The 20037-nt window shown below is 57.4% G+C and carries 18 protein-coding genes and 1 rRNA gene (1 of these 19 cut by a window edge); 11 read left to right on the forward strand and 8 right to left on the reverse strand.

Annotation, left to right across the window (positions count from 1 at the left end):
• A 16S ribosomal RNA gene (locus tag ABD827_RS15445) occupies nt 1-26 on the reverse strand (its annotated part extends 242 nt beyond the left edge of the window); the annotation flags it as partial.
• 501 nt (nt 27-527) lie between these two features.
• Here ABD827_RS15445 and rapA point away from each other — a divergent pair.
• The 4 genes from rapA to ABD827_RS15465 are packed head-to-tail and all read left to right on the forward strand — an operon-like array spanning nt 528 to nt 5795.
• A complete protein-coding gene (gene rapA / locus ABD827_RS15450) occupies nt 528-3401 on the forward strand; it encodes an RNA polymerase-associated protein RapA (protein ID WP_344965575.1) in 2874 nt (957 codons plus the stop codon).
• 18 nt (nt 3402-3419) lie between these two features.
• Complete coding sequence (locus tag ABD827_RS15455; RefSeq protein ID WP_344965662.1) at nt 3420-4079, forward strand: RluA family pseudouridine synthase; 660 nt, start codon at nt 3420-3422, stop codon at nt 4077-4079.
• Nucleotides 4079-4933, forward strand: a complete 855-nt coding sequence (locus ABD827_RS15460; protein WP_344965576.1) for a DUF3530 family protein — start codon at nt 4079-4081, stop codon at nt 4931-4933. The genes ABD827_RS15455 and ABD827_RS15460 overlap by 1 nt, the downstream gene beginning before the upstream one ends.
• A complete protein-coding gene (locus tag ABD827_RS15465) occupies nt 4845-5795 on the forward strand; it encodes a D-2-hydroxyacid dehydrogenase (RefSeq protein WP_344965577.1) in 951 nt (316 codons plus the stop codon). Before ABD827_RS15460 ends, ABD827_RS15465 begins: the two co-directional genes overlap by 89 nt.
• 71 nt (nt 5796-5866) lie before the next feature.
• On the opposite strand, the gene djlA is transcribed toward ABD827_RS15465, so the two are convergent.
• Nucleotides 5867-6670 (reverse strand): co-chaperone DjlA, encoded by an 804-nt coding sequence (djlA, locus tag ABD827_RS15470; RefSeq protein ID WP_344965578.1) that lies wholly within the window; start codon nt 6668-6670, stop codon nt 5867-5869.
• A gap of 254 nt (nt 6671-6924) precedes the next feature.
• Between djlA and lptD the strand changes: the two genes are divergently transcribed.
• From lptD to ABD827_RS15500, 6 genes are read left to right on the forward strand one after another with little or no spacing between them, the layout of a single operon-like run.
• On the forward strand, nt 6925-9285 hold the full coding sequence (gene lptD, locus ABD827_RS15475) for an LPS assembly protein LptD (RefSeq protein ID WP_344965579.1): 2361 nt from the start codon (nt 6925-6927) through the stop codon (nt 9283-9285).
• Nucleotides 9286-9309: 24 nt separating this feature from the next.
• Entirely contained in the window at nt 9310-10626 is a 1317-nt protein-coding gene (gene surA, locus ABD827_RS15480) for a peptidylprolyl isomerase SurA (protein ID WP_344965580.1), read from the forward strand.
• Entirely contained in the window at nt 10623-11612 is a 990-nt protein-coding gene (gene pdxA, locus ABD827_RS15485; protein ID WP_298723263.1) for a 4-hydroxythreonine-4-phosphate dehydrogenase PdxA, read from the forward strand. The genes surA and pdxA overlap by 4 nt, the downstream gene beginning before the upstream one ends.
• The gene (gene rsmA, locus ABD827_RS15490; protein WP_344965581.1) at nt 11605-12411 is read left to right on the forward strand and encodes a 16S rRNA (adenine(1518)-N(6)/adenine(1519)-N(6))-dimethyltransferase RsmA; all 807 of its coding nucleotides are present in this window, start codon (nt 11605-11607) and stop codon (nt 12409-12411) included. The genes pdxA and rsmA overlap by 8 nt, the downstream gene beginning before the upstream one ends.
• Nucleotides 12412-12413: 2 nt before the next feature.
• The gene (gene apaG / locus ABD827_RS15495; RefSeq protein WP_298723269.1) at nt 12414-12788 is read left to right on the forward strand and encodes a Co2+/Mg2+ efflux protein ApaG; all 375 of its coding nucleotides are present in this window, start codon (nt 12414-12416) and stop codon (nt 12786-12788) included.
• Nucleotides 12788-13603 (forward strand): symmetrical bis(5'-nucleosyl)-tetraphosphatase, encoded by an 816-nt coding sequence (locus ABD827_RS15500; protein WP_344965583.1) that lies wholly within the window; start codon nt 12788-12790, stop codon nt 13601-13603. Before apaG ends, ABD827_RS15500 begins: the two co-directional genes overlap by 1 nt.
• 450 nt (nt 13604-14053) lie before the next feature.
• On the opposite strand, the gene folA is transcribed toward ABD827_RS15500, so the two are convergent.
• The 4 genes from folA to rplU all read right to left on the reverse strand — a co-directional run bounded on the left by folA (nt 14054) and on the right by rplU (nt 16413).
• Entirely contained in the window at nt 14054-14536 is a 483-nt protein-coding gene (folA, locus tag ABD827_RS15505) for a type 3 dihydrofolate reductase (RefSeq protein ID WP_344965584.1), read from the reverse strand.
• Between the two features lie 3 nt (nt 14537-14539).
• Nucleotides 14540-15709: an Obg family GTPase CgtA gene (cgtA, locus tag ABD827_RS15510; protein WP_298723278.1), complete on the reverse strand. Its 1170-nt coding sequence runs from the start codon at nt 15707-15709 to the stop codon at nt 14540-14542.
• 117 nt (nt 15710-15826) lie between these two features.
• On the reverse strand, nt 15827-16084 hold the full coding sequence (gene rpmA / locus ABD827_RS15515; RefSeq protein WP_104487426.1) for a 50S ribosomal protein L27: 258 nt from the start codon (nt 16082-16084) through the stop codon (nt 15827-15829).
• Nucleotides 16085-16101: 17 nt separating this feature from the next.
• Nucleotides 16102-16413: a 50S ribosomal protein L21 gene (gene rplU / locus ABD827_RS15520; protein WP_188630616.1), complete on the reverse strand. Its 312-nt coding sequence runs from the start codon at nt 16411-16413 to the stop codon at nt 16102-16104.
• 235 nt (nt 16414-16648) lie between these two features.
• Here rplU and ispB point away from each other — a divergent pair, with 235 nt between their 5' ends.
• On the forward strand, nt 16649-17623 hold the full coding sequence (gene ispB / locus ABD827_RS15525; protein WP_344965585.1) for an octaprenyl diphosphate synthase: 975 nt from the start codon (nt 16649-16651) through the stop codon (nt 17621-17623).
• Nucleotides 17624-17698: 75 nt separating this feature from the next.
• Here the strand turns inward: ispB and ABD827_RS15530 are convergent, their stop codons facing one another.
• Together ABD827_RS15530 and hflC are read right to left on the reverse strand one after the other, a co-directional pair.
• Nucleotides 17699-19015: an adenylosuccinate synthase gene (locus tag ABD827_RS15530; RefSeq protein ID WP_344965586.1), complete on the reverse strand. Its 1317-nt coding sequence runs from the start codon at nt 19013-19015 to the stop codon at nt 17699-17701.
• A 128-nt stretch (nt 19016-19143) separates the two neighbouring features.
• Complete coding sequence (gene hflC / locus ABD827_RS15535; RefSeq protein ID WP_344965587.1) at nt 19144-20034, reverse strand: protease modulator HflC; 891 nt, start codon at nt 20032-20034, stop codon at nt 19144-19146.
• Nucleotides 20035-20037 lie beyond the last annotated feature (3 nt).

Genomic DNA, 20037 nt, shown 5'->3' on the forward strand with positions numbered 1-20037 from the left:
TGAGCCATGATCAAACTCTTCAATTAAAGACTTGATGCTCAATGAATTACTGAAGTTTTGCTATTTCTAGTGCACTTCGACAAGACATTGAAAAACAATATTTTTTTGCTTCCCAACTGCCTGCGAGTGCCCACACAGTTTGCTTGATATATTGTTAAAGAGCGTTGACCTTGCTCAGGTCAGGGATGCGTATTCTACGCATTCCGGTTTGTTCGTCAAGCGTTGAATCAAACTTTGTTTTGTTCGTTTCAAACCCTTGTGACCGTTGGCGTGTTGCCCCGTGTCAGTGGATGCGCATTATAGGGAACCGCTGATTTTGCGCAAGGGCTTTTTTGATAAATAAAACCACCTGCTCACATATCAAACAATCCGCTTGTTTTTGTCGCTTTGCTATCTATATAGATGGCTTTCTCGCTTCTATTCTTAGCCTCAGGCTTATCGAGGACGCTTTGACGGATGCGCCCTTTGTGGGCTTGGGGTAAGATAGCGCCCCTTTTTTATTCCCCCTCTTCAGCTTGGAGAATTGAATGCCTTTTTCCCTCGGCCAACGTTGGATTAGTGATACAGAAACCGATCTTGGACTGGGCGCCATCGTCGCTATCGATGTGCGTATGGTGACCATGCTTTTTCCTGCCTGTGGTGAAAACCGCATGTATGCCAAGGACGATGCCCCTATTACCCGGGTGATGTTCAACCCCGGCGATAGCATCAGCAGCCACGAAGACTGGGAGCTGGAAGTGGCTTCCGTCACTGAAGACAAGGGTCTGTTAACCTACCACGGCACTCGCCTGGATACCGGCGAGCCTGCCAGCCTGCGGGAAACCTTTCTCAACCACTTTATCAAGCTGAACAAACCCCAGGAACGGCTGTTCGCCGGCCAGATTGACAAGATAGGTCGCTATAACCTGCGCTATCAGGCGCTGATGCACCAGTTCACCCAGCGCCGTTCGCCTCTGCGCGGACTGGCCAGCGGCAAGGTCAGCCTGATCCCGCACCAGCTGCATATCGCCAAGGAAGTGGGTAGCCGTTATGCCCCGCGCGTTCTGCTGGCGGATGAAGTCGGCCTGGGTAAAACCATCGAAGCCGGCATGATTATTCAGCAGCAATGGCTGTCGGGTCGCGCCAGCCGCATTCTGATCCTGGTACCGGACGCGCTGATCCATCAGTGGCTGATCGAAATGATGCGCCGCTTTAACCTGCATTTCGCGCTATTCGATGAAGAACGCTGCGTCGAGGCCTTTGCCGATGCGGCCAACCCATTCGACACCGAACAACTGGTGCTGTGCAGCCTCGATTTCATTACCAAGAAGCGCAAGCGTTTCGAGCAGTTGCATGAAAGCGACTGGGACCTGCTGGTGGTAGATGAAGCCCATCACCTGATTTGGGATGCCGAGCAACCCAGCCGCGCCTATGAAGTAGTGGAAGCACTGGCCGAAGATACCGCCGGTGTCTTGCTGCTGACGGCAACACCGGATCAACAGGGCCACGAGAGTCATTTTGCCCGTCTGCGCCTGCTCGATCCTGAGCGCTTCTATGATTACAACGCCTTTCTGGCCGAAGAAGAAGAATATCAGCCACTGGCCGCCGCCGCGGAAGCCCTGCTTTCCGACGCGCCACTGGATGAAACGGCAAAAGCCCGTCTGGCTCCCTTTATGGATGGCCAGGATGACGGCAGCCTGAGCGATCCGACCGCCCGCCAGCAATTGCTGGCTCAGCTGCTCGACCGTCACGGTACCGGCCGCCTGCTGTTCCGTAATACCCGTCAGGCCATCAAGGGTTTTCCCGCTCGTCAGTTGCATGTGCACCCCTTGCCGCTGCCAACCCAGTATAAAACCGCCATTCGCGTGGCCGGCATGATGGGCCGTCGACTGGACGATGCCAGCCAAGCGTTGCAGGCGCTGTATCCGGAGGAGATTTATCGCCAGTTTGAAGGTGGCGACAGTTCCTGGACCCAGTTCGACAGCCGGGTCGATTGGCTGCTGGAATATACCAAGGCCAGACGCAACGACAAGATTCTGATCATCACCGCCAAGGCCGGCGTGGCGCTGGCACTGGAAGAAGTGCTGCGGGTCAAGGAAGGCATTCGCGGGACCGTCTTCCACGAAGGCATGTCATTGCTGGAACGCGACAAGGCGGCCGCCTACTTTGCCCAGCAGGAAGGTGGCGCCCAGGTGATGATCTGCTCGGAAATCGGCTCCGAAGGCCGCAACTTCCAGTTCTCGCATCAGCTGGTGTTGTTCGATTTGCCGCTCAATCCGGATCTGCTGGAACAGCGCATCGGTCGCCTCGACCGTATCGGCCAGCAACACAACATCGACATTCATGTGCCTTATCTGGAAGGTACCGCCCAGCAGGCACTGACCCTCTGGTATCAACAGGGTATGGATGCCTTCAGCAAGCCCAATGCGGTTGGCCAGCCGGTCTATCAGCAAGTCGGCGAGCGACTGTTGGCGCTGCTGGCCGAACACGGTCAGGACGAAGCGGCACTGGAGCAGTTGATTGCCGATACCCGCATCCTCACCCGGGAACTCAACAGCCAGATGGAACAGGGCCGGGATCGTCTGCTGGAGCTGAACTCCAGCGGCGTGATTCTCGACCGGGATCTGGCGGCAGAGCTGACCGAGATTGACGAAGATCCGACGCTGGCCATCTTCGCCATCAAACTGTTTGATGAAGTGGGCGTGCATCAGGACGATCGCGGTGAAAACGCCATCGTGTTGCGTCCCACCGAGCAGATGCTGATCCCGAGCTTTCCCGGGTTGCCGGAAGACGGCGCCAGCATCACCTTCGACCGGGACACCGCCCTCAGCCGGGATGACTTGCACCTGCTGACCTGGGATCACCCGATGATCCGCGGCGGTATCGATCTGGTACTGGGCTCGGAAATCGGCACCACCTCGGTGGCCATTCTCAAGAACAAGGCACTGCCGGTCGGCACCCAGTTTCTGGAGCTGATTTTCGTGGCCGAATCGGCCCATCATGCCCAGCTGTATCGCTTTCTGCCACCCGCTCCTATTCGCTTGTTACTGGATAAAAACGGTAATGATCTGGCCGACAAGGTCAGCTTCGAGTCGTTCGACCGACAGCTCAGCCCGGTCAACCGTCATCTGGCCAGCAAGCTGGTGAATGCCTCGCAGACCATCATTCATCATCTGCTGCAACAGGCTCAGCCGGTGGCAGAAGCACAGATGCATGTGCTGGTCGAGCAGGCTCGTTCTCGCATGCAGGCGTCTATCGGCCAGGAATTACAGCGCCTGCAGCAGTTGGCCAAGGTCAATCCCAATGTGCGAGCCAGCGAGATTTCCCATGTGCAGGAGCTGCGGGACGAGATCGACAGCCTGCTTAGCCATACCCGCTTAAAACTGGACGCGATTCGGTATATCGTCGTCAGCCACCAATAAGGAAATAGCACCATGGTTTTGCTGCGTTACGATCCCCCGATGGATCCCCCGTTTGACGTGCTGTACCAGGATGACAGCCTGATCGTGCTGAACAAGCCCAGCGGCCTGCTCAGCGTACCCGGCCGGGATCCTGTTCATTACGACAGCCTGTCCTCTCGGGTAGCCCGCGTTTATCCCACGGTTCAGGTGGTCCACCGGCTGGACATGGCCACCTCGGGCGTGATCGTAATGGCACTGCACCCCAAGGCACACCGAGAGCTGAGTCGCCAGTTTCGCGAGCGTGAAACCGCCAAGTGCTATTACGCCTGGGTGTATGGTAATCCCAAACAAAGTGCGGGCAGTATCGATCTGCCCCTGTGCTGTGACTGGCCCAATCGACCACGGCACATGGTGGATCATAAAAACGGCAAGGCGGCGCTGACCCACTGGCGCTGTCTGCGCCGGCTGGAAGACCGCAGCCTGATCAAGCTGACGCCGATCACCGGCCGGTCACACCAGTTGCGGGTACATATGCTGAGCATCGGTCATCCCATTCTGGGCGACAATCTGTATGCCGAGGGAGAGGCACTGGAAATGGCGCCGCATCTGCAACTGCATGCCGCCGAGCTGGAGTTTCGCCACCCCCGAAGCAAGGAGTGGCTGAGCTTCACCGCCCCCGCCCCGTTCGACATGACATAATGGCGTTTCGGCCAAGGTGGTGGGCAGCATCTTTCCTGGCAGCCTGGCTGGTCGCACCGGTCAGCCAGGCTCGGCTCGACTGGGCGGCCTTCGAGCAATATCAGCCGGCCGCCCAGCTGCTGCGCTTCAACACCGCCAGCGCCAGTACCGCCGGCACCCTGATGATCTGGCCCGAACAGGGCCAGACTCATTATTGGCTGCCGATGGCCACATACTGGCAACAACGAGGCTGGGATTTCATTGTGCTGCAGCCCGATCCGGCTCAGCAGTCCTTCAATCCCGCCAGTGAGCAGCCCACCGCTCAACAGCGGCAATGGCAAGAGCAGACCGCGACTCGCCTGAGCGACGTGCTGGCCGGGCTGGAGTCATCCCCTCCCTTACTGGTGGTCGCACAAGGCAGCGCCGCACTCTGGTATCAACAGCTGGTCGACAGCACAGCACTGCCGCCGCCACAGGCACTGGTACTGCTGGATGCCTTGCCGGTTCCCTCTGCCGAACAGCAAATGCTGGCCATGAGCCTGGCCCGCAGCCCCTACCCGGTGCTGGATATCTATAGTCGACCTGACAGCCCATTAGCCTGGCACAATCAGCGGCGGCGCCGGCAACAGCTTGGTAGCAGGGGAAAAACCGATTATTTGGTGCAACACTTTGCCGCACCAGGCATGCTGGAAAAACAAATGGCCAGCTGGCTGATCCGTCTGGGTTGGTTACCCTTCCCCCCCAGCGCACCGGACTACTTGAAAGAACAATTAAAGGAACAACGCCATGAAACTGGTATTTCTGGATCGCAAAACCCTGGCACCGGAGATAACACTGCGCGCCCCGGCCTTCGAGCACCGCTGGCAAAGCCATGAAGAAACCGAACCCCATCAGGTACTGGAACGGCTGCAGGATGCGGATATTGCCATCGTCAACAAGGTGCGGCTCGGTGCCGACATACTGGCGCAACTGCCCCGGTTAAAACTGGTGGTGATTGCCGCCACCGGCAGCGACAACGTCGATCTGGACGCCTGCCGCCAGGCCGGTATTGCCGTGTGCAATATTCAGGACTATTCGAAAAACTCGGTGCCGGAACATGCACTGGCCATGATCATGGCGCTGAACCGCAGCCTCAATGCCTATCATGCCTCCGTGGTTGCCGGACGCTGGCAACAAAGCGGCCAGTTCTGTTATTTCGACTACCCGGTGCGGGATCTGGCCGACCAGACTCTGGGGCTGATCGGCTACGGCACCATCGCCAAAGACCTGGAAAAACTGGCCACGGCGCTGGGCATGAAGGTAATAGTAGGAGCACGCAAGGGACAGCCCGCCGGCAAAGGTCGGGTCGGCTTTGAACAACTGCTGAAGGAAGCCGATGTAATCAGCCTGCATTGCCCGCTGACTCCCGAGACCCGTCATCTGATCGGGGAGCGCGAACTGACACTGATGAAGGACGATGCCCTGCTTGTCAACGTGGGCCGCGGTGGCCTGGTGGACGAGGCGGCCTTGCTGGCGGCGCTGGCGCAAAAGCGCATCGGCGGTGCCGGGGTTGACGTAGTAAGCCAGGAGCCACCGGCACCGGATAACCCCTTGATGCAGGCGCTGCAGTATCCCAATTTCATACTGACGCCACATGTCGCCTGGGCCAGCCACAATGCCATGCAGCGACTGGCGGATCAGCTGATCGACAATATCGAGGCCTTTGCAGCAGGTCGGGAACAAAACCGGCTGGTCTAAAAACCGGGGACTCGGGATTGGGGATTAGGGAAGTAACGAATCCCTGCTCCCCGGTCCCCAATCCCGGTCTTTCAGCGGATCTTGCGCACCGCCTTGATGGTTTCCCACGCCTGCTGAATGTCCTGGGCTTTTTCCTTGGCCATGTCCATCATCTCCTTGGGCAGGCCCTGAGCCGCCAGCTTGTCCGGATGATGCTTGGACATCTGTCGCCGATAGGCGCGTTTCACCGTGCTGTCGTCGGCTCCCTCTTCCACTTCGAGAATACGATAGGCGTCACGTAGTCGCTCTGCTGGCGGTTGCGTATGGCCGGCCGAGCCATGACCCTGCCCCTGATGAAACCCGTGCAACTGGGCCTCGGCAAAGGCCAGCAACTGCTCCAGCTCGACTTCGGAAAAACCCAGTTCAACGGCAATGGTCAGCAACAGGCGACGTTCCTCCGGGTGCAACTCACCGTCGGCAAAGGCCAGCTGCAGCTGTACTTCCATGAAGAAGCGCAACAGGTTACGGCTGTCTTTGACTCGCGTGCGAAAACGGCGCAGGGTTTCGGTTAGCGGAAAATCGGCACTTTTACCCTCGCGAAAGGCGTTCTGGGCCTGCGCTCGTTGTTCGCCCTGTAACCGCATCTGGGTCATCAGCTGATCGGCCAGACGAATCTCTTCGCTCGATACCTGGCCACTGGACTTGGCCACATGGCCCATGGTGGCAAAGGTGGTATAGAGAAACTCGGCCTGAGCGCCCTTGTTGAACAGCCAGGCATTGGCCAGTTTCTTGTCGACCAGGTGCCCGAGCCATAACCCAAGCAGGGCGCCCGGAATATTGCCAATCAACAGGCCGAAGAAAAAGCCAATCAACTTGCCTTTTATATGTGCCAGCATTTATCCAGCCTCCGGGGCAGTCACTTGCAAAACGTGCCGAACGGCAACAGCAGTGCGCATCGGGAGCAAAAACCAATGGGGAACGGCTAACTTCATGAACGGGATCCTGGATGAAAAAATGACGCTAAAGCAGGGCCATAGTGCTGACCGCAAGAATGCTTTATCATAGCCCGCTACCATAAAGTAATGACACCAAAAGCTCAACCAGCCTCCAAGGGACGGTGTCGCCACGACAGGAATGCGAGCGTAAACCCATGAGAATACGGATTATCGGCTTTCCCCTGCTGCTTGTCTCAAGCCTGGCTCAGGCTCAGACCACAACTGAAACCACCGCAGAAGCGTCCCCGCTCCCTCTTAACTTCAGCCGTTGTTTCAGCCATGTTCCGCTGCGGGTGGACGCCACTCAGGGTGATCCCAACGCACCCATTACCGTCACCGCCGAGGTACTGAATGCCACGCGGGACGGCAAGATTCTGTATCGTGGCGATGTACAGGTCGCCCAGGAGCAACGTCGGTTCAGTGCCGATTACGTCGAGCTGGAACAGCTTAGCCGCGATGTGCTGGCCGAGGGCAACATCCACTTCACCGACGGCACCATCAGCGTAGACAGCGATGAGCGCCTGACCGGTAACCTCACCACCAGGGATACCGAGCTGGACGAGGCCAATTACCAGTTTCATGGCGAGAAGGGGCGAGGTCAGGCCAAACGGGTACAGCTGAGCGATAACGCCAACCAGGTTGAATTACAGGGCGCCAGCTACACCACCTGCCCGCCCGGCGAAGAAGTGTGGCAGCTCAAGGCCAGCTCGGTGCAGGTAGAACAGGATCAAGTGTTCGGCGAAGCCTGGAATGCGGTGCTCTGGCTGGGCGAAATGCCGGTGTTCTACTTTCCCTACATCAAGTTTCCGGTCAAGGACGAACGGCAAAGCGGCCTGCTCTACCCGACTATCGAGCTTGGTGGTTCAAACGGAAATGACTTCAGCTTACCTTATTACTGGAATATCGCACCCAACTACGATGCCACCCTGACGCCCCGTATCATGAGCAAGCGTGGCACCATGAGCCAGCTCGAATTCCGCTACCTGCCGGTAGAAGGACAAAGCGGCACCCTCTATGGCGAATATCTGTCTAGCGACGATCAGCTGGCCGACACCCAATGGCAGGATGACGCCCGCTGGCTATTCAACTGGCGCCATAACGCCCGCTTCGATGCCGATGGTCACTGGCGCGGCAACATCGACTACACCAAGGTCGCCGGCTGGGATTTCGCTTATTTTGACGATTTCTCGCCACCGGTCGGGCAACTGGTCGATAACCAGCTGATGCAATCGTTTCGCGGTGGCTATTATGACCGACACTGGCAGCTGACCACCGAGGTGCGGGATTACCAGATCCTCAGAGCCAATCAGCAGACCATGCCCTTCCAGCTGGCACCCAGCCTGGCGCTGACCAGCTATCGCGGCTTTGGTGAGTTCGATCTGGGGCTGGATTCCGAGCTGACCCGGTTCAACAACGACAACAACAATGCCTACCAGGCGACCCGTTTTCATGCGGAGCCCAAACTGGTGTATTCCGTCGTCAACCAGCCGGGAGCAAAACTCACCGCCGATGTGGGTGCATATTACACCCATTACGAGCAGGATATTCCAGACACGCTGGCTCCCTATTACCGTAACGTTCAGGGCTTTACCGCCGACAGTCTGGACTCCAGCGTCGACCGGCTGCTGCCCCGCCTGCGACTCAACGGCACCCTGGTGTTCGACCGGGAAGCCCAATGGTTTGAGCAGGACTTTACCCAGACCCTGGAGCCGCAACTGCAGTACCTGTATGTGCCGTTCAAGGAGCAGGATAATATCGGCCTGTACGACACCACCGATATGCGCCAGGACTACTACAGCCTGTTCAGCGACCGCCGCTTTGCCGGTCTGGATCGGATCAGTGACGCCAACCAGCTGACCGCCGGCTTCACCAGTCGCATCTACGATGCTGACAGCGTCGAACGGTTGCGCCTGGCCCTGGCCCAGACCTATAACTTTACCTCACCCCGTGTACGGCTGTTTCCCAGTGAGGAGCCCAGCGATTTCAAGCGATCCTTCCTGACTTTCGAGGGTGACCTGAACATCGACGGCAGCTGGTTTGTACATACCGAGGCCCAGCAGGACACCACCAATAGCCGGCTCGCCGCCGGCAATATCACCCTCGAATACAACGACGAGGGCAAGCTGGCCCAGCTTGGCTTTCGCCACCTGAACCAGACCTATTTTACGGATGCCAGCCTGGGCAATGATCTCAACCAGCTGGGGGGCACCTTCTCCTGGCCACTGGATCCGCAGTGGCGGCTGATTGGCGGTCATTACCGGGATATTGAACTAAGTCGCAATATCGATACTCTGATAGGGCTGCGTTACGACTCCTGCTGCTGGGCCGTCAGCCTGGTGTGGGAACAATCACAAAAAGAAGACTCGCTGCTCAGTCCGACCGAAACACAGCAGGAAACGCTGATCGGACTGCGCTTCGAACTGAAAGGCTTCAGCTCATTTGGCACCGGCAGCGGTGACTTTTCGCCGGGTACCAGCTTGTTGCCCTATTATCGCCCCTTTAATCTCAATAACTGATTTTCATTGCGCACAGGACTTGTCATGAATAATAGATGTAAACAACTGCTGATTGCCGCCGGTCTGGGCCTGATATCGGCCACCAGCCAGGCGGCGGAGCTGCTCGATAAAGTCGTTGCCGTCGTCAACCAGGATGTGGTGCTGGAAAGCCAGCTCGAAGGCCTGGTCACTCAGGTAAAACAAAGTGCGGCCACCGCCGGGCAGCCACTGCCGGATGAACAGTCACTGCGTCGACAGGCGCTGGATCGACTGGTACTCGAAAGCCTGCAACGGCAACTGGCCGAACGGCTGGGGCTGCGCATCACCGATACTCAGCTTGAACAAGCCATTACCAACATCGCCCGCAGCGAAGGCAAGACGCCCGAGCAATTGCGCGCCGGCATCAAGGCCGACGGCCTGACCTACGCCCGGTTTCGCGAGCAGGTACGCAACGAAATTCTGCTGAGTGAACTGGCGCGCAATCAGGTGCGCCGTCGCATCAATATTTCCGATCAGGAAGTCAAACAGGTGGTGCAGATGATCAAGGAGCAGGGCCAGAACCAGACTCGCTACCGGGTCGGTAATATACTGCTGCCGCTGCCCGCCACTCCCGACACCGAACAGTTGCGCCAGGCCAGCCGCCAGGCGGAAAAGCTGCTCAAGCAACTGGAGCAAGGGGCCGATTTCCGCAAGCTGGCCATTGCCCACAGTGCCGGTCCCAAGGCGCTTGAAGGCGGTGACTGGGGCATGCTGGGCATCAACGAAATGCCCTCCCTGTTCAGCGAAGCCGTGAAGAATAACCGCAAGGGTGATATCATCGGCCCAATTCGCTCCGGTGCCGGCCTGCATATTCTTACGGTGTTTGATACCCAGGGCAGCACAGCCAAAACCGTGCAGGCGGTTGAAGTCAGAGCCCGCCATATCCTGCTCAAGCCTTCCATCATTCTGAGTGAAGAAAAAGCCCAGTCCCGACTGGCCGGCTTTGCCCGCTCCATTCGTGTCGGTGAGGCCGGCATGGCCCAGCTGGCGGAGCAGTTTTCCGAAGATCCGGGCTCGGCCATCAATGGCGGTGACCTGGGCTGGGCGGCCCCGGAAATGTATGTCAGCAGCTTTCGTGACACCGTCAACCAGCTTGAGGTGGGCCAGCTCAGTGAGCCGTTCCGCTCCGAGCATGGCTGGCACCTGGTGCAGCTGGAGGACAAGCGTGTGATGGATGCCACCGAGCAGGCCACCGAGCAAAGAGCCTACCAGCTTATTTTCAACCGTCGCTTTACCGAAGAAGTGCAGACCTGGCTCGATGAGCTGAAAGATGAAGCCTATATCCGTATTGTCGACACTCATTTATCGAACGGTGAACTGTGATTTGTCAACGTATCGCAATAACGCCCGGTGAGCCCGCCGGCATCGGCCCCGAGCTGATGCTGGCCCTCGCCGAGCAAGACTGGCCGGCAGAGCTGGTGGTGATCGCCGATCCGGAGCTGATCCAGAGCCGGGCGGATGCCCTGGGCAAACAACTGACCCTGCAACCCTACCGGCCCGATCTGCCCCCTCGGCCCCAACGGGCCGGTACCCTGACCATAGCACCGGTCAAACTGGCCAAGCCGGCCTTGCCCGGCGTGCTAGACGAAGCCAATGGTCTCTATGTACTGGAAACCCTGAAACGCGCCTCCGACGGTAACATGAACGGCGAGTTTGCCGCCGTGGTAACCGGTCCCGTGCACAAGGGCATCATCAACAAGGCCGGGGTCTCGTTCAGCGGCCATACCGAATTTTTTGCCCAGCAGGCCAATGTGCCGGATGTGGTGATGTTGCTGGCCGCGCCGGGACTGCGTGTGGCTCAGGTCACCACCCACATACCGCTGGCCTATGTGGCCAAGGCCATCACCGAAGACCGGCTCAGCAAAATCATTCGTATTCTGCACGCCGAGCTGAAGACCAAATTCGCCCTGCCCAGCCCGCGTATCTATGTTTGCGGGCTGAACCCCCATGCGGGCGAAGATGGCCACCTGGGACGGGAAGAGCTGGATATCATCATTCCCACCCTCGAGACGCTCAGAGCCGAGGGCATGGATCTGGTGGGCCCCCTGTCGTCCGATACGGTGTTCCAGCAAAAATACATGCAGGATGCGGATGCCTTCCTGGCCATGTACCATGACCAGGGATTACCGGTACTGAAATATATCGGCTTCGGCAAGGCGGTCAATATCACTCTGGGGCTGCCCTTTATCCGCACCTCGGTGGATCACGGCACCGCCCTCGAACTGGCCGGAACCAATAAAATCGATGCGGGCAGCATGCTGTGCGCGCTTAATCAAGCCATTGAAATGATAGAAAAACGCGATGAATAGTAAGGTTCACCAGGGTCACAAGGCTCGTAAACGTTTCGGTCAGAATTTTCTGCATGATGACTACATCATCGATCAGATAGTCGATGCCATTCATCCCAGCGATGACTTTACCATGGTCGAAATCGGCCCCGGACTCGGCGCCCTCACCGGCCCGGTCTGTGATCGCATCCAGCGGCTCAACGTGGTCGAGCTGGATCGGGATCTGGCCGCTCGACTGGCCGAGCATCCCTTTCTGAAGGACAAGCTCAGCATCCATCAGGCCGATGCCATGAAGTTTGACTTCACTCAGCTGCAGGAGCCGGGCAAAAAACTGAAAATTTTCGGTAACCTGCCGTATAACATATCCACTCAGCTGATGTTTCACCTGTTCGAGTTTGCCGCGCACGTGGAAGACATGCACTTCATGCTGCAGAAAGAAGTGGTCAACCGGCTGGCTGCCGGTCCCGGCAGCAAGGCCTATGGTCGGCTGAGTGTGATGGCACAGTATTATTGCCAGGTGGTACCGGTACTGGAAGTCGGTCCCGACGCCTTCCGGCCCGCCCCCAAGGTAGACTCGGCCGTGGTCAAGCTGCTGCCTTACGAAGTACCGCCTTATCCGGCACAGGATATCGCCTGCCTGTCCCGTGTGGCCGCCGATGCCTTCGGCAAACGACGCAAGACCATTCGCAACAGCCTGAGCCATTTGTTCAGCGCCGACCAGCTCACCGCACTGGGGCTGGATCCGACCGCTCGGCCCGAGCAGCTGTCTCTGGTGCAGTACGTGACCCTGGCCAACGCCCTGGCCCAACGTAAGGAATAATTATGACCCCCGGCGCGATTCATATCATCACACAACCCCGTTATCTGGCCGACCGCTCCGCTCCCGATGAGCAGCATTATGTGTTTGCCTACACCATTACCATTCGTAACCGTGGTGATGAAAGGGTCAAGCTGATCAGTCGTCGCTGGGTGATCACCGATGCCAACGGCAAGGTCATCGAAGTGGAAGGCAGCGGTGTGGTGGGTGAGCAACCGAACATAGCGCCGGGGGAAGAATATACCTACACCAGTGGTGTCAGCCTGGAAACACCGGTGGGCGTCATGGAAGGCAGCTATACCATGACCCGGGAAGACGGTGGCGAATTCGAGGCGCCGATAGATGCCTTTCGTCTCGCCCAGCCCAACCTGATCAACTGATGGCCACCTACCTTATTGGCGATCTGCAGGGTTGCCTGGTCGAGCTGAATCAACTGCTGGCCGAAGTGGCCTTCAATCCGTCCCGTGACCAGCTCTGGCTGACCGGCGATCTGGTGGCGCGCGGGCCGGACTCACTGGGCTGCCTGCGCCGGATCATCGCCCTTGGCGATGCCGCCACTACCGTGCTGGGCAATCACGATCTGCATCTGCTGGCGGTGGCCCACGGCATCCGCAAGCCCAAGGCCGCCGACCGGATTGACGAGATATTACAGGCAGCCGACCGGGCCGATCTGCTGTACTGGCTGCGCCATCGACCGCTGCTGGCCGAACATGAACAGCACGGCTTTGCCATCAGTCATGCCGGCATACCACCACAGTGGTGTCTGGAGCAGGCTCGTACCTCGGCGCGCATGGCCGAAGCCGAGCTGCAGTCGCCTCATTACCGGGAGCGACTGCAACAGATGTATGGCAATCAGCCGGATTTCTGGCAGCCGACGCTGTCCGATACAGAGCGGCTACGCTATACCGTCAATGCCTTTACCCGCATGCGACTGTGCCACCCGGATGGTCGTCTCGACTTCGAGCACAAGGCCGCCCTGGCCGATGCGCCATCGACACTGGTACCCTGGTTCACATTACGCCAGGATCGCCAGGATCCACCGCTGATCTTCGGTCATTGGGCCGCACTGGAAGGCCGATGTGATGCCACCGATATCCATGCACTCGACACCGGTTGTGTCTGGGGCGGAAGCCTGACCATGTTGCACTGGGAAAGCGGAGAGCGTATCGCCACTCCCTGCCCGGTTTATGCTTGAAAGCCGTAAAGTGTGAGGTATAAAAAAGCCCGGCTCATCGCCGGGCTTTTTTATACCAATCTGGAAAACTAACTGGTCTCTTTAGCTGCCCTGTAAAGGTCGAACGAAGGGGCTACTCCACCGACACGCTAAACCGCATCCCTGCGACGCTCAGCACATGACGTCCTGTCATGTGATGGCCGCTGGAGTAGAACCCTTCATCCGCCCTCTGCTACGGAGTCACCTGCAGGGGCGACCTACAGACAACTCGGTGCTCGAGAAGAGGCAACAGAGATCGACTGCCACGACCGTGAAATGCCATGGACGGCATTTCCCGAGCCCTCAGGGATGAGTTTATGGCGTGTCGTGGGAGGCGGCTGTGTTGCCTCTGAGCTGAGGCCTTAATATGACCAAATCATTACTGAGATTGGTATAAAAAAGCCCGGCTTATCGCCGGGCTTTTTTACACACTCAGGCTCGCTCCAGCATCTGAAACCGGCAATCGTATCGATTGCGTTCGTCTGCCGGCCGTCGTTGCTCCGATACCAGCTGCCAGTCTGATTCAGCCAGAGGGAAATGGGTATCCCCTTCCAGGCTGGCTTCAATGCGGGTCAGATACAAACGGTGTGCCAACGGCATGAAGGCCGCATAGAGCTGACCGCCACCGATGATCATCACCTCGGCTTCATCCTTTAGCAACGCCAGCGCCTCGTCCGGAGAAGCAACCAGTTCGGTTCCCGCCGGCGCCTCGGCCAGGCGTGTGCTGACGATGACATTACGCCGTCCGGGCAGCGGCTTGCCGATGGAATCGAAGGTATTACGCCCCATCACCACCGGCTTGCCCAGGGTCGTTTGCTTGAAGTAAGCCAGATCTGCCGGCAGGTGCCAGGGCATACGATTATCTTTGCCGATGACCCGCTCTTGGGTCATCGCCACAATCAACGACACCATCATGAATTATTCCCGGGTATAGACAACATGACCATCGTCGTCGTCTTCATCCCAGTCGTCATCATCGTCATCGACCGACTCGGTATTTTCGGCCAGTGTAGCCTGATGATACTCATCCCACTTGAAGTTGACCGGCTCACGGGCTTCTTCCAGCTCTTTCTGGGTACGCGGGTTCTCATCCAGGAAGCTCATCAGCGCCTGAGTCAGCTCCTTGGTGCCTTCTTTACCGATGGCACTGATGCGGAACACGGGGCCTTTCCAGTCCAGTAGCTCGATGACCTTCTGTATGGTGGCTTCGGCTTCGTCTTCCAGTACCAGGTCCAGCTTGTTAAACACCAGCCAGCGCGGTTTGGCGGCCAGGGCATCGCTGTACTGCACCAGTTCATTGACGATAATGTCCGCATTATCCGCCGGATCGGACTCATCCACCGGTAGCACATCGATCATGTGCAGCAAGACCCGGCACCGCTCCAGGTGCTTGAGAAAACGAATGCCCAGACCGGCGCCATCGGCCGCGCCTTCGATCAAGCCGGGAATATCGGCAACTACAAAGCTCTTGTGGCCATCGCAACGCACCACGCCCAGATTAGGCACCAGGGTGGTAAAGGGATAATCGGCCACCTTGGGCTTGGCGGCAGAGACGGCACGGATAAAGGTCGACTTGCCCGCATTGGGCAGGCCCAGCAGACCCACGTCGGCCAGCAACAACAGCTCAAGCAGCAGGTTGCGGATTTCCCCCGGCGTACCGTTGGTCTTCTGCCTTGGCGCCCGGTTTACCGAGCTTTTGAAACGCGCGTTGCCCAGGCCGTGAAAGCCGCCCTTGGCGACCAGCAGTTTCTGGCCATGACGGGTCATATCGCCCAGAATTTCACCGGTCATTTCATCTTTGGCGCGAGTACCTACCGGCACTTTCAGCACCAGATCCTGACCACGCTTGCCGGTACAGTTACTGCTGCGACCATTTTCACCCCGCTCAGCACGGTGAAAACGTTCGAAATGATAGTCGATCAGGGTGTTGAGGTTCTCGTCGGCCAGCATATAAAGATCGCCGCCATCGCCGCCATCGCCGCCGTCGGGGCCCCCATTGGGGATGTATTTCTCACGGCGGAAACTAACGCAACCGTTACCACCGTCACCGGCTTCAACCCGGATTTCCGCTTCATCGACAAACTTCATTGTATTGCTCTCCCATTCGTTTCTGAGCGCAGTATATCCGGCTCAAACGCCGAATGTGCTTTTTGTAAAGCAAAAAGCCCCGCCGGTTGGCGGGGCTTTTTTAGTCCTGCTTGCAGCTTACTCAGCTACAATGCTAACGAACTTGCGGTTCTTGGGACCTTTAATCTCAAACTTCACCTTGCCGTCGGCTTTGGCGAACAGAGTGTGATCTTTACCCAGACCTACGTTGTCGCCGGCGTGGAACTTGGTTCCGCGCTGACGAACGATGATGTTGCCCGCCAGGACATTTTCACCACCAAAACGCTTGACGCCAAGACGTTTGCTTTCTGAATCGCGACCGTTACGAGTTGAGCCGCCTGCTTTTTTATGTGCCATGGAACTTAACTCCCCTCTTAGGCGCTGATACCAGTGATCTTAACTTCAGTGAACCACTGACGATGACCCTGCTGTTTGCGAGAGTGCTTACGACGACGGAACTTGACGATCTTGACTTTTTTGCCACGACCGTGAGCTACGACTTCTGCAACCACTTTGCTACCGTCGATGTAAGGAACACCAACTTTAACGTCTTCACCTTGAGCAACCATCAGCACCTTGTCGAATTCGACAGATGCGCCAGTTTCAACGTCCAGCTTTTCCAGACGAATGACCTGACCTTCGGCTACACGGTGCTGTTTTCCGCCGCTTTGGATTACCGCGTACATGATTATAACTCCGATTTTTGGCACTTTTACCCTCTTCGGGTCGTGCACTAAAACTGTTCTACAATGGTCGCGTATTGTACGCAGATTGATATGCCGAGACAAGTCCGCAACCATAAAAAAATCGGTCGCGCCGGCTTTAATCCCAAAGCCCGGCGGGGTGGCTTTATCCCTTTGACAAATAGTGTAAAATCCCAACATCAATGACTTCAGACTGCATCGTCCGGCTTATAACTTTATGGTAGATATCAACAAGATAAAACAACTGACCGAGCTGGATATGCAATCGGTCAACACACTGATCATGTCACGCCTGCAATCGGATGTGGCCCTGATCAACCAACTTGGCTTCTATATCGTCGGTGCCGGCGGCAAGCGTATGCGGCCCCAACTTACCGTGCTGGCGGCCCGCGCCCTGGGCTATGAGGGCAAGGCCCATATTACCCTCGCGGCCATCATCGAATTCATTCATACCGCCACCCTGTTGCATGACGATGTGGTGGACGAGTCGGATCTGCGTCGAGGCCGGGATACCGCCAATGCGCTGTTTGGCAATGCCGCCAGCGTGCTGGTCGGTGATTTTCTCTATACCCGCGCCTTTCAGATGATGACCGAGCTGGATAACATGAAAATCATGAATATCCTGAGCGACGCCACCAATATCATCGCCGAAGGCGAAGTGCTGCAGTTGATGAACTGCAACGACCCGGATACCACCGAAGACAGCTACATGCAGGTGATTTACTGCAAGACCGCCAAGCTGTTCGAGGCCGCTACCCGGCTGGCCGCCGTACTCACCCATCAGCCGCCCGAGATCGAGCAGGCCATGCTCGACTACGGTAAATACCTGGGTACCGCCTTCCAGCTGGTGGACGACATCATGGACTACAGCTCGGATAGCCACGACATGGGCAAGAACGTGGGTGACGATCTGGCCGAAGGCAAGCCGACGCTGCCGCTGCTTCGCGCCATGGCCGTGGGTAACCATGCCCAACGCGAGCGTATCCGTGACGCCATCGCCAACCGCACCGGCATGGAGCACCTCGAGGAGATCATGGCCATTCTGGCCGATACCAAGGCGCTGGAATACAGCCAGCAACGGGCTCAGGATGAGGCCCAGAAAGCCATCGACAGCCTGAACATACTGCCCGACTCAGAGCACAAGTCGGCCCTGGTTGCTCTGGCCCATATGGCGGTAGAGCGCAGCAGATAAGAAATGTGAGGGGTGAGGACGTGAAAACGCCAGCCCCTTGAGGCTGGCGTTTTTCATAAGCGCTGAGCGTTACGATCAAGCGTCGAAGGGGTGACGCAGAATCATGGTCTCATCACGATCCGGACCGGTAGAAATAATATCTATCGGCACACCGGTCAGTGTTTCAATACGCTTGATATAGTTACGGGCCGCCTGAGGCAGGCCTTCAACGGTAACAACACCAAACGTCTTCTCGCTCCAGCCGGGCATAGTCTCGTAGACCGGCGTCACGGTTTCGTAGTCTTCGGCGGCCATCGGTGGCACATCCTTGACCGAACCGTCGGGCATTTTATAGCCCACACAAATCTTGATCTCTTCAAGACCGTCCAGTACGTCCAGCTTGGTCAGACAGAAACCGGAAATGGAGTTCACCTGAATGGCGCGCTTCATGGCCACGATATCCAACCAGCCGGTACGACGCAAACGACCGGTAGTCGCACCAAATTCATGGCCCACAGTACCCAGGTGTTTACCGTCTGCATCCAGCTTCTCTTGACCGTCATAAAGCTCGGTAGGGAAAGGACCGGAGCCAACACGCGTGGTATAGGCCTTGATGATACCCAGCACATAGTCCAGATAGCAGGGACCAAAGCCGGAGCCGGTGGCCACGCCACCGGCGGTGGTGTTGGAGGAAGTCACGTAGGGATAGGTACCGTGGTCGATGTCCAGCAGCGTGCCCTGGGCACCTTCGAACATGATCTTGTCGCCCTTGATACGAGCCTTGTCCAGCACGTCGGTTACGTCCACCACCATGCTGGTCAGCAGCTCGGCATAGCCCTTGGCCTGCTCCAGCACGTCCTCATAAGAGACAGCTTCAGCACCATAAAAACCGGTGAGCTGGAAGTTGTAGTATTCAACAATTTCTTTCAGCTTAACGGCAAAGGCGTCCATGTTGGACAAATCGCCAACGCGCAAACCGCGACGGGCAACCTTGTCTTCATAGGCCGGGCCAATGCCGCGACCTGTGGTGCCGATGGCCTTGGCGCCACGGGCTTCTTCCCGGGCCACATCCATCGCCACATGATACTGAAGGATCAACGGGCACGCTTCGCTCAGCACCAGGCGCTCGCGCACCGGTACACCGCTGGCTTCCAGACCGGCCATTTCCTTCAGCAGCGCTTCCGGTGACAACACCACACCATTGGCAATGATGCAGGTACAGTTGTCACGCAGAATGCCTGATGGGATAAGATGGAGAACGGTTTTTTTACCATCGATGACCAGAGTATGACCGGCATTGTGTCCGCCTTGATAGCGCACAACATAACGGGCCTTGTCGGTAAGGAGGTCTACGACCTTGCCCTTGCCTTCGTCACCCCATTGGGTGCCAAGTACAACAACGTTTTGTCCCATTTTTCCTTTCACTAACTGTTAAGTTATTAAAAATGGAGTCTATCAAATTTTGACCAAGGTCGGAACATGATAAACCCGGCTTTAGGGAATATGTCAGGCAGAAAAAAGCCCGGTTTCCCGGGCTTTTTTTACTGCGGTTGTCCCGAAGGATTTTTTAGGTAGCGGAAGAAATCGCCCTCCGGCTTGAGGATCATCATGTCCCCCCCCTGCTCGAAGCTCTTGCGATAGGCTTCGAGGCTGCGGATAAAGCTGAAAAATTCCGGATCCGCCGAGTAGGCATCAGAATAGATGTTCGCAGCCAGTGCATCTCCCTGACCTCGCAGGGTACGGGAGTTACGCTGAGCTTCGGCGATCATCACCGTCACCAGTCGATCCGCTTCGGCCTTGATGATCTCGGCCTGCTCACGGCCTTCGGATCTGTGCTCTCGGGCCACCGCGGTACGCTCGGCTCTCATGCGCTGATAGATGGAATTGGATACTTCGGTCGGCAGGTTGATCTGCTTGATCCGCACATCCAGCACCTTGATCCCCAGCTCGGAAGACGACTCCAGCAAGCCACGCAGCGCACTTTCCATCACGTCGCCCCGCTCACCGGACACGATGTCGCGAATGGTGCGGCTACCGATCTCGGAACGCAGGCTGTTGTTGATCCGCCGACGCAGCAGGCTTTCGGCCTGCAAACGATTACCGCCGCCGGTCGCCAGATAGTAGTTGGCAAAGTTATCGATGCGCCACTTGACGTAGGAGTCGATGATCAAGTCTTTCTTCTCCGAGGTCACGAAGCGATCCACCTGATCGTCCAGGGTTTGAATGCGCGCATCCAGCTTGCGTACCTGATCGATCATCGGCACCTTGAAGTGCAGACCCGGCTCATAGACGGTGGGCAGATCGGAGCCTTGCTCCCGCTTCACCTTGCCGAATTGCAGCACTATGCCCCGCTCGCCTTCTACCACCACAAATACCGAGGAGTAGAGCACAATGACAATCAGGGCAAGAACCACGATTAATACTCTTTTCATCGC

The sequence above is a fragment of the Oceanisphaera sediminis genome, from assembly GCF_039539745.1.
Lineage (GTDB): Bacteria > Pseudomonadota > Gammaproteobacteria > Enterobacterales > Aeromonadaceae > Oceanimonas > Oceanimonas sediminis.

Excerpts from the sequence above, each read along its gene's own strand:
- rsmA (WP_344965581.1), top strand. The coding sequence starts at position 11,605 with ATGAATAGTAAGGTTCACCAGGGTCACAAGGCTCGTAAACGTTTCGGT.
- apaG (WP_298723269.1), top strand. The coding sequence starts at position 12,414 with ATGACCCCCGGCGCGATTCATATCATCACACAACCCCGTTATCTGGCC.
- cgtA (WP_298723278.1), bottom strand. The coding sequence starts at position 15,709 with ATGAAGTTTGTCGATGAAGCGGAAATCCGGGTTGAAGCCGGTGACGGT.
- ABD827_RS15460 (WP_344965576.1), top strand. The coding sequence starts at position 4,079 with ATGGCGTTTCGGCCAAGGTGGTGGGCAGCATCTTTCCTGGCAGCCTGG.
- djlA (WP_344965578.1), bottom strand. The coding sequence starts at position 6,670 with ATGCTGGCACATATAAAAGGCAAGTTGATTGGCTTTTTCTTCGGCCTG.
- lptD (WP_344965579.1), top strand. The coding sequence starts at position 6,925 with ATGAGAATACGGATTATCGGCTTTCCCCTGCTGCTTGTCTCAAGCCTG.
- ispB (WP_344965585.1), top strand. The coding sequence starts at position 16,649 with ATGGTAGATATCAACAAGATAAAACAACTGACCGAGCTGGATATGCAA.
- folA (WP_344965584.1), bottom strand. The coding sequence starts at position 14,536 with ATGATGGTGTCGTTGATTGTGGCGATGACCCAAGAGCGGGTCATCGGC.
- ABD827_RS15500 (WP_344965583.1), top strand. The coding sequence starts at position 12,788 with ATGGCCACCTACCTTATTGGCGATCTGCAGGGTTGCCTGGTCGAGCTG.
- surA (WP_344965580.1), top strand. The coding sequence starts at position 9,310 with ATGAATAATAGATGTAAACAACTGCTGATTGCCGCCGGTCTGGGCCTG.
- rapA (WP_344965575.1), top strand. The coding sequence starts at position 528 with ATGCCTTTTTCCCTCGGCCAACGTTGGATTAGTGATACAGAAACCGAT.
- hflC (WP_344965587.1), bottom strand. The coding sequence starts at position 20,034 with ATGAAAAGAGTATTAATCGTGGTTCTTGCCCTGATTGTCATTGTGCTC.
- ABD827_RS15465 (WP_344965577.1), top strand. The coding sequence starts at position 4,845 with ATGAAACTGGTATTTCTGGATCGCAAAACCCTGGCACCGGAGATAACA.
- rpmA (WP_104487426.1), bottom strand. The coding sequence starts at position 16,084 with ATGGCACATAAAAAAGCAGGCGGCTCAACTCGTAACGGTCGCGATTCA.
- rplU (WP_188630616.1), bottom strand. The coding sequence starts at position 16,413 with ATGTACGCGGTAATCCAAAGCGGCGGAAAACAGCACCGTGTAGCCGAA.
- ABD827_RS15530 (WP_344965586.1), bottom strand. The coding sequence starts at position 19,015 with ATGGGACAAAACGTTGTTGTACTTGGCACCCAATGGGGTGACGAAGGC.